The 15,411-nt window shown below is 37.7% G+C and carries 12 protein-coding genes and 1 pseudogene; 1 reads left to right on the forward strand and 12 read right to left on the reverse strand.

The genetic code is table 11. The annotated features are described in order from the left end of the window. Window positions 1-99: 99 nt before the first annotated feature. The 8 genes and pseudogenes from JUJ52_RS20680 to JUJ52_RS20710 all read right to left on the reverse strand — a co-directional run bounded on the left by JUJ52_RS20680 (window position 100) and on the right by JUJ52_RS20710 (window position 8,602). Complete coding sequence (locus JUJ52_RS20680) at window positions 100-1,230, reverse strand: endonuclease/exonuclease/phosphatase family protein (protein ID WP_226983545.1); 1,131 nt, start codon at window positions 1,228-1,230, stop codon at window positions 100-102. A 361-nt stretch (window positions 1,231-1,591) separates the two neighbouring features. Next, window positions 1,592-1,837 (reverse strand): FIMAH domain-containing protein, encoded by a 246-nt coding sequence (locus JUJ52_RS23795; protein ID WP_374489095.1) that lies wholly within the window; start codon window positions 1,835-1,837, stop codon window positions 1,592-1,594. Between the two features lie 18 nt (window positions 1,838-1,855). Beyond that, window positions 1,856-3,112, reverse strand: a pseudogene (locus JUJ52_RS20685) (exo-beta-N-acetylmuramidase NamZ family protein); the annotation flags it as partial. Between the two features lie 140 nt (window positions 3,113-3,252). Beyond that, entirely contained in the window at window positions 3,253-4,746 is a 1,494-nt protein-coding gene (locus tag JUJ52_RS20690) for a serine hydrolase domain-containing protein (protein ID WP_205388828.1), read from the reverse strand. Between the two features lie 183 nt (window positions 4,747-4,929). Continuing rightward, on the reverse strand, window positions 4,930-5,517 hold the full coding sequence (locus JUJ52_RS20695; RefSeq protein WP_026680682.1) for a CalY family protein: 588 nt from the start codon (window positions 5,515-5,517) through the stop codon (window positions 4,930-4,932). Further along, window positions 5,514-6,119, reverse strand: a complete 606-nt coding sequence (gene sipW, locus JUJ52_RS20700; protein ID WP_121605702.1) for a signal peptidase I SipW — start codon at window positions 6,117-6,119, stop codon at window positions 5,514-5,516. The genes JUJ52_RS20695 and sipW overlap by 4 nt, the downstream gene beginning before the upstream one ends. After that, complete coding sequence (locus JUJ52_RS20705) at window positions 6,085-6,597, reverse strand: SipW-dependent-type signal peptide-containing protein (RefSeq protein WP_026680683.1); 513 nt, start codon at window positions 6,595-6,597, stop codon at window positions 6,085-6,087. The genes sipW and JUJ52_RS20705 overlap by 35 nt, the downstream gene beginning before the upstream one ends. A gap of 28 nt (window positions 6,598-6,625) precedes the next feature. After that, window positions 6,626-8,602, reverse strand: a complete 1,977-nt coding sequence (locus JUJ52_RS20710; RefSeq protein WP_051388300.1) for a glycoside hydrolase family 3 protein — start codon at window positions 8,600-8,602, stop codon at window positions 6,626-6,628. A gap of 505 nt (window positions 8,603-9,107) precedes the next feature. On the opposite strand from JUJ52_RS20710, the gene JUJ52_RS20715 reads away from it, so the two are divergent. Then, the gene (locus tag JUJ52_RS20715; RefSeq protein ID WP_121605703.1) at window positions 9,108-10,166 is read left to right on the forward strand and encodes a dipeptidase; all 1,059 of its coding nucleotides are present in this window, start codon (window positions 9,108-9,110) and stop codon (window positions 10,164-10,166) included. A 231-nt stretch (window positions 10,167-10,397) separates the two neighbouring features. On the opposite strand, the gene JUJ52_RS20720 is transcribed toward JUJ52_RS20715, so the two are convergent. The 4 genes from JUJ52_RS20720 to JUJ52_RS20735 form a co-directional block, all read right to left on the reverse strand. After that, on the reverse strand, window positions 10,398-11,240 hold the full coding sequence (locus JUJ52_RS20720) for a carbohydrate ABC transporter permease (RefSeq protein ID WP_121605704.1): 843 nt from the start codon (window positions 11,238-11,240) through the stop codon (window positions 10,398-10,400). A 30-nt stretch (window positions 11,241-11,270) separates the two neighbouring features. Continuing rightward, window positions 11,271-12,164, reverse strand: coding sequence for a carbohydrate ABC transporter permease (locus JUJ52_RS20725; RefSeq protein WP_121605705.1), 894 nt, complete (start codon window positions 12,162-12,164; stop codon window positions 11,271-11,273). Between the two features lie 172 nt (window positions 12,165-12,336). After that, window positions 12,337-13,695, reverse strand: a complete 1,359-nt coding sequence (locus JUJ52_RS20730; protein ID WP_205388829.1) for an ABC transporter substrate-binding protein — start codon at window positions 13,693-13,695, stop codon at window positions 12,337-12,339. 365 nt (window positions 13,696-14,060) lie between these two features. Further along, entirely contained in the window at window positions 14,061-15,017 is a 957-nt protein-coding gene (locus JUJ52_RS20735; RefSeq protein ID WP_205388830.1) for a GNAT family N-acetyltransferase, read from the reverse strand. Window positions 15,018-15,411: the final 394 nt, after the last annotated feature.

Genomic DNA, 15,411 nt, shown 5'->3' on the forward strand with positions numbered 1-15,411 from the left:
TTCAAAATAACTACTTGGCTTAACGCAGTCATTGCACTGATTTTATACTTTCTTAACTTATCAAAAAGACGAAGTACGTATACATCGCCTACACGTTTGTTATTTTTCAGAACTCCAGCACGCTCTTAAAAATTCTGTATCTGATACAAGTACATCGTACGCTTCATCTGAGATCATTTGATGATTTTTTTGATAGGTAAGCAAGTCTACAAAACTGTCCAAGTGTTTTATCATTTTATCTTTTCGATTTTTTTCCTCATAATAATGAAGTATATCTAAGTGTAATCGAGTTCGATTGATCAGCTGCTGATTTGTTAACTCCCCTCGTTGTTCATAATAGTCTATAAGCGATTTCATTCCTCTTATCGAATAGGAGTGATTTTCACGAAGGATTGTTACATCTGCTGTGACTGGAAGATGGTCAGATGCATTGGACATGTTTACTTGAGCAGCGTCTATCTTCATACGAGGTGACGTAAAAATATAATCGATTCTCCGGTTAGGAACTGTCGATGGATACGTATATCCTTGCACATCATTGATATGCCATGCATCATCATACCATTGAAATAACGGATGCAATTCTTCTGCATTCGGTCTAGCATTCATATCTCCAACTAAAATATTGTAATTATTTTCTAACATAATTGCACTCATATCACTAACTTGCATTTCCCTAATTGCTGGATTAGAACGATAGTCTAAGTGAGTAACATAAAAGTGAACCACCGCTCCTTCAATTGTGATTTCTGCTTCTAAAAATCCTGGTGCCAGTCTCGGCTCAGGATTAGGATCTTGAGTAGAAAGTCTGGTGATTTGCCTATTAGCTGCATTTGTAATGGGATATTTACTTAACATAGCTACCCCAAATTGTCTACGATGGTCACTACCTTGGGCTGGTTCCATATCATAAATTGGAGCAAAATAGTAATACATATCCAGTTCTTCCGCAAGTAATTGAATGGTATTGTCGTAGTTACTCCTAGCCCCCCAATGAACATCAACTTCCTGAAGACCTATGATATCTGCTCCAGTTTCTTGGATGGTTTCAGCTATTCGCTCCAACTGATAGTTTCCATCCGTTCCCCTTCCAGCAGCCATATTATAGGTAGCCACTTTAATAGGTATTTCCTCTTCATTTACATAGTCATTAAATTCAGCAGCACTAAAGATGGATAAAGTGGGAAAACAAACGATGCATGAAAATAAAACTATAGCAATTTTCTTCAATTTGTACACATCTCCTTTGAATAAATGCTTAAAGTTACTTCGGATAGCGTTTAAAATATTGCTTCAAAAACGAGACTGGGACAAACACAACTTCTTCACTCAAAATACGAATAATCATGTTATCAATAGGAGTATCATCGCCGCACCGTTAAACTATACTCGTGGCACGGCCTCAGCTAACTTTGGTAAAGAAAAACACGTTAATACGTGGATCTTCGAACTCGTGCTGTTACCGCCGGAGTCTCGCTTATTTCAGGTGCTAAATGAATGATTCTGATCAAAAAACGAACGATAATTAATTTCAACTAATCATCGTTCGTTTTTAACCGTTTCTTCATTCTTTTTGTCTCAGCCTCGTTCTTTATTGCCATTGTTTAATCATATCGTTGGCTTGCTTCATTAAATAGCTATAAGCCTCCTCTACAATTCGTTGACTATCTTTCTGCTGATCTAATAAGAGCTTAAAGCCTTTCATATGTTTTCTTACTTTATCAGCTTGTCCTTTCTCTTCATATTGAGCTACTGCTGTTAAATGCATTGTTAATTTCCGCTTTGCAGCTTCTTCAATGGCACCACTTTCTGTGAACCTATCCACAGCTGCTTGCATATTATCTACAAGTATTTTGTAAAGTAAATAATTTCTTCGCGTTTGCTTAAATCTCTCTAACTCCTGATTCCAAGTTATCACCATTTCTTCAACTGCGTCACCATTTTCAATTGCTTCACGGACCCACCCATTACCAATTAGGTTATCAAAGAAAGATATACCGGAGCTATTTTCGGCCCGAAATGCAAATTCATCCGGATACATGTCATGAATTGCTTTTACAATATGCAGCCCAGTAATTACTGGCTGATATGCTTCTTTATCGATAACATGAATTTGAACACCGTGAGTAAGTGTTCCGCTATGCTTTGAAAACATCGGGGTAAACGAAGCTGCTCGGAATAACACACCTGGTACTTCCAATTCATTCAAAGCCTGTGCAAATTCAGTACTGTTTATAAAAGGCGCTCCTATTAATTCGAATGGCTTTGTCGTACCACGTCCTTCTGATACATTAGTTCCTTCAATTAAAGCTGCTCCCGGATATACAAGAGCAGTATCAAACGTCGGCATATTAGGTGACGGCATCACAAACTCTAAATTTGTATCATTATAATACATACCGCGCTCCCAGCCATTCATTTCCACAACCTTTAGATCGGCACCAATAGCAAATTCCTCATTAAATAAATTTGCCAACTCTCCTACAGTTAATCCATGACGTAATGGAATTGGATAGTTTCCTACAAATGAAGCATAGTCCGGATCAAGAACGGGCCCTCCTACGTCATACCCTCCCAATGGATTAGGGCGATCCAAAACAATAAATTCTTTTCCATTCTCTTGCGCTGCTTCCATCGCATAAGCCATAGTATAAATATACGTGTAGAAACGCGCTCCTACATCTTGAATATCAAATAGCAGGACATCCACATTTTCTAGCATTTCTGGAGTTGGCTTTCTTGTCTCTCCATATAAGCTATAAACTGGCAAGCCCGTTTGTTCGTCAATATAATACTCTACATATTCTCCTGCTTGTGCATCGCCACGAACGCCGTGCTCTGGGCCATAAAGTGCTGTTAGATTTACAGCAGGATCATTGTGTAACCGATCAACAATACTATTTAACGCTTGATCCACTCCCGTAGGATTGGTAATTAAACCAACACGCTTCCCCTCTATTAATTCTTTTTGTTCATCTAATAAAACTTCGACACCCAGTTTTAATTCATCTTGAGTATTTTCAAGTCTTCCATTCGTACTATCTGCCAAAACCATGGATAGTGTATAACATATAAATGCTAGACTTAAAACTATTACAACTACCTTTTTCATCATTCACCCCTCCTGGAATTCTCCAACTTCAATATGGATATGAAGCAAAAAAGACAGCTAATCCCACCTTATTACTTGTGAGTCATAGCTGTCTTTCACTTCACATATAGAAAATGATTCTCTTAGGAACTTACTTTTCACTACTCTTTCAATCTCCACTTATTAACTAAATATGCAGAATCATTTATCAAAGTAGTGTAAGCATCCTCAGAAATCAATTGATTTTGCTTTTGGTAGTCTAATAGATCTTGAAATCCTTGTAGATGCTTCATTACTTTTTCAGTATCTTTTATTTCTTCATATCTACTAATCGCAGTTAGGTGAAGTTTAACCATATAGGCAGCTCGCTCGCTAGTAAAGGCGCCTTTTCTTGCTAATATCTCTACTTGCGCTTTCATACTTTCTGCACTCCAAGCATGTATCGCTGCGGCAGTAAGCTCAGAAACCTTGCGGCGAATCGGATTTGTAGATACGGTTTCACGAGTTGGATGTACCCGATTGGTTAATAGTATAGCGATTGTTTCTTGATTTGGGCTTGCTACAATCGAAGTCCCCGTATAACCTGTATGCCCCATCGTATTTTCTTCTGCTAAGTTATCCATATACCAGCTCTGATTCAATTCCCAACCTAATCCTTGATCTTGCCCTGGAAATGCGTCATTCCAATTCGTATTCATTAATTCTACAGCTTGTTCTGACAGTACTCTTTCTCCACTATATACTCCCTTGTTCAACATCATTTGTGCAAATGTCGCTAGATCAGCTGCTGTGCTAAAGATACCAGCTTGTCCAGCTACACCATCAAGTGACCAAGCATTCTCATCATGAACACTTCCCCATACCAATCCTCGATTTGTCCACGGCTGATATTCAGTAGCAGCAATACGCTCTCGTAGTGTAGACGATGGGTTATACATGGTGTCTTCCATTCCTAAGGGGTCTGTGATGTGATCAGCTACAAAATGATCTTGTCTCGTTCCACTTAACCGTTCGATCAATATACCTAATGTAAGGTAATTAACATCACTATATACATATTCTGTATTTGGAGGATTCTGCAATGATTCATTCAAAACGAAGTCTAACCGGTCATCCCTCCCCCCTTCTATTAAATAAAGAGAACTTGAAGGACTCGGCGCAAACCCTGAAGTATGTGTGAGCAACTGACGAATAGTAACCGATTCTTTTCCATTTACAGCAAACTCAGGTATATAATCAGCTACAGGATCATCCAATTCAAACATACCTTGATCCCATAATTGCATGACTGCTGTTGCAGTGAATAATTTTGAAATGGAAGCCATATCAACTATCGTATCTTTTTGCATTTCAATAGGCTGCTCCATCTCTGTAAAATCTGCATCTGTATATCGTGCTGCATATCCGTACGCTTCGTGTTTTACAATTTTCCCTTTTCTAGCAACAAATACAACTGCTCCAGGCATTACCTGTTCAGCGATAGCTTGATCAATAGCATAATCGATATCTTGTAATGGGTTATCAAGCATATCGACACTGGCCGGTTCGCCAGGTACTAATTCCTGATCAGAGGCTTGTCCAACCTCAAGGTTAGTGAATATGATAGATATGGCAAATATTAAAATAAGCAAGAATGATTTACCTTGTCTTCTCATACCGGTCATCCCCCCCTCAAATAAAGTGAAACTTCATTCAATAGGAGTTTTCTTCCATCTCCTACTGAAGATTAGTTAAACGAATCGGGCATCTAAGTACCTTTTCACCCACTTTGACTATTTTTCACTAACTCTGGCACTTAAAGTGGGAGTCCTACGGCACTCTACATGCGGGATAAACAGTTATTTTTCTTCACCTGTTTCTTGGGTTGCTGTAAATGTCCATTCTAAATGAAGAGAATCACCCTGAAATTGATTCTGATCCTCACCATTATCTACGAAATTAAACTTCACTACTAAATCATCAATGGAATCAACTGGCAATCCTTGCTCTCCAAGTAATGGATCAAACACATGTTCATTCACTGCCTCGGGGGTCATCTGTCGTAATTCAGCTAACGTAGTTTGGTAGATTACTTCATCTAATTTATCTGCGTTATAGAGGAATTCAACCTCAATATGCTCCCCAAAGTCGGCGGTATTATCACCATTAGCATCTCCTACGGTATAATCTGTATCAAGTAATACTTTATCAATATCGAGTGTTCCATTATTTTGTAGTTCAAAATCTCGTACCATCGAATCTCCAGGTTTAATATTCTCTACTTGAATAATTTCTGTAGGTTCGGCAGCTAAATCTAACGTACCAGCAGCAAATGTATTGTTCGTTGTTTCGCTATCACTGAAATAAGCAAATGTACCACCACTTATTAATGATATTCCTAATGCAGCTGAAACCATTCCCATACCTAATTGCTTTTTGATATTCATTGAAAATCCTCCCCTTTTTTATTAAAATGGGTCTTTTTCCCAGTCTTCATATCTTTTTCATCCATTACTTCTTTCACCTGTCTGAGCGTACGACGAATAATAATATAGGAGTAAGTTAGGAGTAAAAATCCTGGCAAAATAAGGAGCAAGGCTGCTCCTTCACGAGAACTAGCAAAATTTATCACGTACCCTACATACGGAATAGTGAATCCTGTATAATATCCAATGATATTCTCTGAAAGTACTGGACTTAGATCGTGTCCGTCATTCGCATCACCTTTTGTAATATATTGTTCTCCATCATTTAATACTTCGGTAATTCGGTGCGTGACAATCATGTCATCTTTCGTATTAAATGTGATAACATCATCTCTATGGAACCTTGTCATATCCCCGCCAGTTTTAATGGAGATTATTGAGCCTGTATCGATTTTAGGTTCCATTGATCCAGATAAAACTGTTTTCAGTTGATATCCAAATAGATTTCCTTCATTTCCTGTCACCTTAGAAATGAACACAAGAAATAGCATACATAGTAGAAATATGAATAGTAAGCTCGTTAACCCACTACTGATTTTCTTTAGTAGCGCTTTGTTCTTCATTGGCAGAATCACTCCGTTCAGACACTTCTCCGTTAACCTCTTTTTCTGCTTTATTTCTCTGTTTTTCTTGTTCTGGTTTACTAGAGGATTCCTCTTTATTAACAGCATTATCTTCATCACTAGGCTGTTTCTTTTCAGTTTCTCTTTCTGTAGCTTCTTCTACATCAGCTTCTGCTGATCCCTGCTCCGAAGCTTCCTTGTTATCTAATTTATCTTCTTCCTTATTAGGCTGATTTTTTACAGATTCTTTCTGTGTCTGATCAGTATTCACAGGATCATCTTCATTTGATTTAGGCTTCTTATCTTCCTTATAGGCTACAATTGTACCGCTAACCTTGGATGAATCTGAAAATGAAGCAGTAGTAGGTGAAGAAATCTGGCATATAATCATAAAGAGAATGTACATACTCGCTAAAGTACGCACAAGAACATGTTGTACCCATCGTTTATGATTTCTTTTCTGTTTTGTCCATAACAACGTACAATACCCCCGATAATTGCAATTATTATTGTGATTGCCAATGCTCTATTAAAAGAATTGCCTGCGTATCCAGATAACTAAATGCTTTTTCTGATATAGCATCATTTTCAAGCTGATGCTCTAATAATCTTTGGAAACTATCCATATGCTTAATTACTTTATCTGATAATCCAGTTTGCTCATATCGACTAACTGCCGTTAAATGCATCGTTAGTTTTCGTTCACCGTTTATTATTTCACCTTGATTAACTAATTCAGCAACAAGCTCCTTCATTCCATCTGCACTAAGCTCTGTTTCAATATAATCTAGGCTATGACCAATATCGTACAGCTCTGGAATGGTAACTGGTAATCTACCGAATGGATTTTGTTTACCAGTTAAAACATCTGCTACTGCATTCATAGAAACCTCTAAATAACTATAGGTACTTAAATACCCATCCACCTCAGGAAAAACCATGATATCATAAGGATTTCGATGGGCAGATACAATGATTTGCTTGCCTGATGCCTGTAATGCTGAAACCAATTCTTGCTGACTTTCATTTGTATTAGCTGTATAAGAAGTTACTATTACCTTATCTACAGTATTAGCATGTGCAACTGCCTCTTCTATTTGTTGGTCTGTAGGAGATGTGCTTGTAGGATAACTACTCGTATTGATCCCTTTTTCCTGTAAAAGATTTGATACCATAACAGGCTTCGCTACTGATGGACCTGTCACTAGCACTTTTTCCGTTTCTTCAAGCGGTAGCACGTTATTATCATTTTTAACAAGCGTTACACTTCTATCAGCAATTTCCTGTGCTGTTTGTAAATGCTCAGCTACTCCAATATTTTGAATAGCCTCTGAGTCTGTATACGGATCTTCAAACAAGCCATTGTCCATTTTCGCATGTAGAATACGATATAAAGACGCTTCCAGTCTTTCTTCACTAACCTCTCCAGATTGAACAGCTTCAAGCATACTATTAAATGCAAGCTCAACATTTGGCGGATTTAATAAAATATCAGCTCCTGCCTTAAAGGCCTCCACCGGTACTCGTTCAGGTGGTACGACGTTTGCTCCCGACATTCCTAGACTATCCGTAATAATTAATCCGTCAAACCCCATTTCTTCTCGAAGTAAATCGGTTAAAATTGGTTCCGATAATGTAGCTGGTAATCCCGAATCATCAAGGGCCGGTACTACGATATGCCCAGTCATAATCGATTCAATTCCGGCATCAATGGCTTCTTTAAATGGCTTTAAATCTACTTCATGCAGTGTTTCCAGATCGTGATCGATAATTGGCAATCCATAATGAGAGTCTACTGCTGTATCACCATGACCAGGAAAGTGCTTGGCTGTAGATATTACATTTTCCTTTTTATAAGCTTTTACTTGAGCTACACCAAGGTTAGATACAAGATTTGGATCCTCCCCGAATGAGCGAATACCGATAACTGGATTTTCTGGATTCATATTAACATCTACCGTTGGTGCAAAATTCATGTTAATTCCAAGGCTGTTCAGTTCTTCTCCGATAATACTGCCACTACGCGTGCCATAATCCTCCGACCTTGTAGCTCCAAGCGCCATATTCCCTGGAAATACAGTACCCGGACTTGTTACTCTTTGGACAATTCCCCCCTCTTGATCTGTGGAAATAAATAATGGGATGGAAGAATCTTGATCCATCGCAATTTCCTGTAATCCGTTTGATAATCCATTTACTTGTGCAGCATCAAGCGGCATGCCAATATTTCCTGTCCAGTTGAAATAGATGATTCCACCGACATGGTAATTTTCAATAACTTCCTGAAAGTTTTTTCCGCCACGATGATTACGCAAATTAATGTCTTCATAATCTGGATCAGTAGGAGTTTGTCCATAAACATGCACAACAAAGAGCTGACCTATTTTCTCCTCAAGTGTCATTCCCTCGATGATTTCTCTAATTTCATCATTGCTTGCATCTTTTTTATTTTCTTGGTTTGCAAAGCTAGATAACGGAAACATAATGAAGAACAGGACTACCGAGATGATGGATATCAATCGGTAATGTTTCAATGATATTTCCTCCCTTTAGAAAATTAGCTTACGTGGGAACCCAACATTCTTGTGCAAATTCAAAGAGGATTAATGTCGAATTGAATCAACTTGCCAACATGAATCTCACACTCAAATCTACTAAAAAAATAACACCTACCTTCCCTCAAGATATTCAGGTCATAGATGTTAATCCTTCGTATGTATGTAGTTATTTTGACAATAGCAAAGAAATATGGAAATATCTACTACTATTTATCAAATAAATCTAACTTTTCAAAAAATGATTAGAATGAACTACCTATGATTCACCATTTAATAGGAGAATAGTATATGCTTCAGTTACAAGCATTAAAAAAGAACTATATTACTATGGAACTTTTACTAGCCAATACCGCTAATTTTAGAACCTACTATTTTTTTAAATGGCATGCTAAACTAAGGATTAAGCTTAAACGGATAAGGAGATGTTTCCATGAATGACTTTCCTATATTTGATGGACATAACGATACGTTGTTAAGACTTTTGCACGATCCAGAAGATATGGAGGGCTTATTTTTTTCTGAAACCGCTAAAGGACATATTGACTTGCCTCGTGCGCGAAGGGGAAATTTTTGTGGGGGATTCTTTGCTGCTTTCACTCCCAATTCGGACTATGATGCAGAACCGGAAAAATATTTAACAAAAAACGGCTACGATATCCCGTTACCTCCACCAATTAATCAAATGTCAGCGTTAAATTACACAAATACGCTTGCTGCAAACTTATTTAAACTTGAATCTGTATCGAATGGCACATTAAAAGTAGTTAAAAATGCCGCAGAATTAGAACATTGTTTAAACAGCAATGTAATTGCTGCTATCTTTCATATGGAAGGCGCTGAAGCAATAGATGAAGAATTTAATGCCCTCCATATCCTTTATCAAGCTGGATTACGTTCTCTGGGAATAGTTTGGAGCCGCCCAAACAAGTATGGACATGGAGTCCCTTTCCGCTATCCAGCTACACCCGATATAGGTGATGGGCTTACAAAAGCAGGGAAAAACCTGGTTCGCGAGTGTAACGAATTGGGAATAATGATCGACACGACGCATTTAAACGAAAGAGGTTTTTGGGATGTGGCAAATCTAAGCGATGCACCTATTGTTGCCACACACTCTAATGTTCACGCAATCTGTCCAATTTCGAGAAATCTTACTGATAAACAGCTACAAGCGATAAAAGAGAGTAATGGTGTTGTTGGAATTAATTATGCTGTTAATATGATTCGAGCGGATGGACAATTTGGTACAGCTATTTCTCTTGATGAAATCGTTCACCATATCGCATATATTGCGGAACAATTTGGCATAGAGCATGTGGCCCTAGGCTCAGACTTTGATGGTACAACCGTTCCGGACAGTATGAAAGACGTTACTGGATTACCTAACCTGATGAATAAGCTACGACTACATGGTTTCTCTGATAAAGAGCTACAAAAAATTGCCCATGGCAATTGGATCCGCGTTTTAAAAAATACATGGAAGGACTAAGAACAAAAGCGCAAACGCTCGATTAGAAACGTAACGACTGGAGCGAGTCAACGGAGATAAAGAAATCACTATAAGCTTCGAGCCGATGATGTCTTAGATTAGGGCGATTCGTGAAGTCGCTCTCGGCTCAACATGCCCCTACTTATCCGCATGGGCTACATTTATAATTTCCTTTAATTTCCTAGACTATTAGAAAAAGGTGAGTGGAAACTTGGCATCCACCACCTTTTTTTATCCCTTTATTGCCCCTTCTGTCATCCCCTTAGCAATTCGTTGCTGGAAAATAGCGTATAAAATAATAACAGGAACAATAGCAATTACTAGGCTGGCAAATAACGTTCCCCATGCATTTGTATACTGCGCCTCACTACTTATATAATCAATTGCTAAAGCAAGTGTATAGTTCTCGCTACTTTGTAGAAATATTAAAGCCATAAAATATTCATTCCAAAATTGAATAGCATTCATTATGGTGACGGTGATAATACCTGACAGACTTAACGGTGTAATGATCTTCCACAGAACACGATATGGCGACATTCCATCCATAGCTGCTGATTCTTCTAATGATTTGGGGATTGTACTAATAAAGCTTGTTAATACAAAAATAGAAAATGGTAGTTGACTTACAGCATATACAATTGCCAATCCGAAAATATTATCCAACAGGTTCAATTTCATTAAAAGGAAGAATAACGGAATCCAGCCTAACACCATTGGAATCATCATCGCTGATACATATAAGGTAAATAGTAGTTTACTTCCACGAAAATGGATTCGTTCGATAGCATATGCTGTTGGAATAGAGAGAATTAAGGTCAAACATGCACCGACTAAGGTTACAACCAAGCTATTAAATACACTAATATCAATATTGTAATTGGACCATGCTGTTACAAAATTTTGGATATTAAATGAATCCGGTATCCCCCATGGATTACGATAAATTTCTGCATTTGACTTAAAGGATCCAAGAAACATCCAAAAGATAGGGTATAATACAGCTATTGTCCAAAGGATTAATGGTATTCGAATCCCTGTCCTTCCAAGAATTTGTCCAACACTTCGCTTCAACGGTAGCTCCTCCTTTCATACACAATCGAATTAATATTCCACTTTTTCTCTACGCATAAAGAACTGTAATATTAGTACCGTAAGTAGCGAAAGAATCAATATCATAACTCCAATGGTAGCCCCATAGCCAAAATTATACTGCACAAATGCTTGTTGATACAGATATGACCCCATTACATGTGTAGCATTGTTTGGTCCACCACCAGTCATGACCTGTACGATAATGAAAGATCCGTTCAGTGTAGTAATTACAATATAGAGGACAGAAATTTTAATTTGTGGCCACACTAGCGGAAGGGTTACTTTCCAAAATTGCTGCCATTGACTTGCACCGTCGATCTCCGCTGCTTCATAATAGCTTTTGGACACATTCGCTATTCCTCCCATCAACATCAATAAAAATAAACCAATACCTGCCCAGATGGATGGAAGAACAAGACTTGGTAGTGCCCAATTCTCATCGCCAAGCCATGGCTTGGCAAAGCTTTCTAAGCCTAAAAACTCCAACCCAGAATTAATAAGTCCTAAATTGGGGTTATATATAAACGTCCATAGGATGCCAATAACTACTACAGACATGATATTCGGAAAAAAGAAAACAATTCGATAAAATGGTGCTTCTTTGATTTTTAACTGTGTTAATGCCACTGCAAAAAACATAGCAAGAATCATGATACCAATCACCTTTGTAGCAACGAGAAAATAATCATGAATGATCGTATCCGGGATAATAGCATCCTTCAACAAGCTGATGTAATTCGCTAAACCGACAAACTCTTTATGTTGCGAGGCACCTGACCAATCGAAGAAGGAATAATAAAGACCGCTAAACAATGGATAAAGTGTAAAAATCGCGAACATGATAAATGTCGGCACTAAACAAAATGCTAGAAACAGATATTTCTGTTTTTTTGACTGTACCATCAAATCACTCTTTCTATTGAACTATAAGAAATGAATATCTGTAACCTAAATAAAGGACTAAGCACGACATCATTCTTCCTAGGCTTTGCTTAAACATCATCCATACTGACTTGCGGATAATAATCCCCGTCAGCAGTGAAACAAAGCTGACGGGCATCACTTACATTGTCATTTAATTACTATTACGGTAATTTTCAGCTGCTTTTTCGGCTTCTTTCACGAATTCCTCTGCCGTCATATTCCCAAGCATTAATGACATCAGCGCATTTCCGATTGGCGTTTCCAAATCGGCGCTCATTGGATGAGGTTTTTCATAGATTTGTACTTGTTCTGGATCGTTTATCATGGCATTAGCCTCTGTCAAATAGCTAGGTATCTTATCATTCGCAGTTAAATCTACCCCTGTTAGATTCATAATTGCCCCCGTATGTTCGGAGAAGGACATAGCATACTCTCTAGTGAAGGCAAATTCAACAAAAGCCTTTGCCGCCTTTGGATTTTCAGCATTTTCTGCAATTGCCAATGGACGTAAGTCAGGTACAATAGCAAATGGCTCACCTACATCCTGCATTGGAGAAGGTATAAATCCAAAGTCAAATCCTTTTGGAATATCATTAGCCATTTCATTCGGTAACCAGAAACCTACTGGAATAAAGGCGTTTTTATGCAAAAGAAAATTCATTTGTGACTGCGTATGATTTAATGCACCAAGACCCGAATCAAACATTCCTTCTTGTTGCATTTTCTCTACCTTTTTCATCGTTTCTAAAACGATATCACTCGTCCATGCCCCTTCTTTTCCAGTAATTAAATCCGCTAATAATTCATCACCTCCAGCTGCTCCAAATGCTGGATATAGCATTCCTCGAAGGAAATAATAGGGATGCTGACCTGACGTTACAAACGGATCAATTCCTTCTCCCTTTTTAATTTCAGCCATAGCATTCATAAAGCTATCAAAATCTGTAGGAACTTCATACCCCTTCTCTTCAAATAAGGCTCGATCATACCAGGTTCCCCACGTATCAAAAACTAAAGGCAACGAATAAATCTCTCCATCGAATTTACCAGGATCTACAATAAAGCTCTCTACTAATTTATCACCATTTTCTAGTTCAATTCCTTCTACCCAATCTGTTAAATTCATTAATTGTCCATCTTCTACCATTTGCGTTTCGCTAGAACCCGCTCCATCAATATATACAACATCTGGTGGATCATTCGATACCCAACGTGATCGCATTTCTTCATTAATATTAGGTCCTGCATGCTCAATGATAGTAACATCCGGGTATTCTTTCTGAAAATCAGCAATAACTTCTTTCCACCATGAATCCCCGTATCCCCCAACAAAATATTGTATTTCCAAATCACCTGCTATTTCGCCTTCCACCTCCTTTGCACCTTCACTTGAATCATTTCCAGTACCTTCTTCCGAAGCGTCATCCTCTGAAGAACACCCTACGGTTAAAGTCACTAGAAATATAGCTAAAAACAGCAATATCCAGCGGAATTTTAGTATTCCCTTCAACTGTATACTCCCCCTTTTTCACTTAATTTTTATATGAATTCACACTAATAGGATATCTATTAATGGGAATCAACCATTTTCCAGCATTTACTAATAGTGTTAACAAAGCGCTTTTTATTTATTGTATGTAAAGAACAAGCTTTAATTCCTATACCTTGCTATTTATCTAGTTATTTTTTCGTGATGAGGAAAATAACTAAGCAATGCCTTTAAATACTAGAATTTGGCTTTTTCTAAGAAACCAAAATAACATGTAATATATTACTAATATTTTACAGAATATAGTTATTTGTGCTAATCCTTCATAGAACATATAAAATGCCCTCTTACAAAAGCAAGAGAGCCCACTGATTTTTTAATATTTTCTATTTTACTAAATCCTTAACATAGTACCAATAGCTTTTCCAAACACCGTAATCTAATTGCTTGTAGAAGTTCACTAGTCCGGTCCAATCAATTACAATTCGGTTAATACCACGTTCTCTTAAATAATGAATTCCAGCTTGAACTACCATTTTACCATAACCATTTCCTCGTTCCTGCTCATCTACCCCGAGCGGACCTATACCACCTAACGCTTCGTTAAATAATGGGCTCCAATAAACGTTTTGTGCTATTATCGGTGAGCTTGCATCATTGATTCTGCAAAAACCAATAATATGCTGATTTTTTTTCAATACGACAAACTCTCTGCCAGTTCCACCGTGCTTAAAATATTGAATGGCTTCATATTCCCATCTTCCTGGAAAACATCGATTTAAGAAAGTCAGTAACGAACTCTTTTCTTCTTTCTTTAATAAAGATAATTCAACACCAGGCTTGTTTGGTTTGGGGTAACTTAACGCCGTATAACTACTTAGTAAATCAAACGCTTTACCATTTGCTTGATATCCTTGATGCTCAAACCACGCTGATGTTTGTTGAAGTACACTAGGTATCCCCGGAAAATAATGCCACACATCTTGTCCAAGAATAATTCTAGTTACTCCACTTTGTTTAAATGTATTTTCTGTATGAGCTAGCAATGCTTTACCTACACCTTGATGACGATAATTATGATGAACAAGTAGCACTTGAATCCAACCAGTATTAGCGGGTAACCCTACTTCAATTTCATCCTGCCATTTTTTAGCAACAATGAAACCAATAGTTTTATTCTCAGCATTAACCGCAATTTGTGATGCTTCATAACATACATTCGTATCTGCAAAACTATTTTGTCCAAATAATTCCTCTCTCATTGGAAAATATTGACCGATTTCTTTATTCCATAACTGTACCAATTCACTTATTCTATCCTTACTCCACGATATTAGTTTCATTACTCCTCCCCTTTACGGACATATTTTAGTGAAAAATCAAAAAAATCACACTTTTACTAGATTATAGTGTAGAACTATTTCATTGTAAATTTTAAATAAAGTGAAGCTTCCATCCGTGAGGGAGATGTTTATCGCTCGCGGATTGTTAGTACCACAAGGGTTTGACCTAAAGGCCCTTAAACCAATCGGACATTTACTGGCAGTTGATCTCTCCTTTTATCCATATTGCTTTCACTTTATTGCTTGAAGCGGGGACGCTAACTGCCAGTTATATGTAGGATAAAAGGAGGCTAGGACAAAACACAACTTCTTTACTCAACATACGAATAATCATGTTATCAATAGGAGGATCATCGCCGCACCGTGAAAATATACGCGCTTTCCACGGGCACGG

It is taken from the genome of Virgibacillus sp. AGTR, from assembly GCF_016919725.2.
Classification (GTDB): Bacteria; Bacillota; Bacilli; order Bacillales; family Amphibacillaceae; genus Virgibacillus; species Virgibacillus salarius.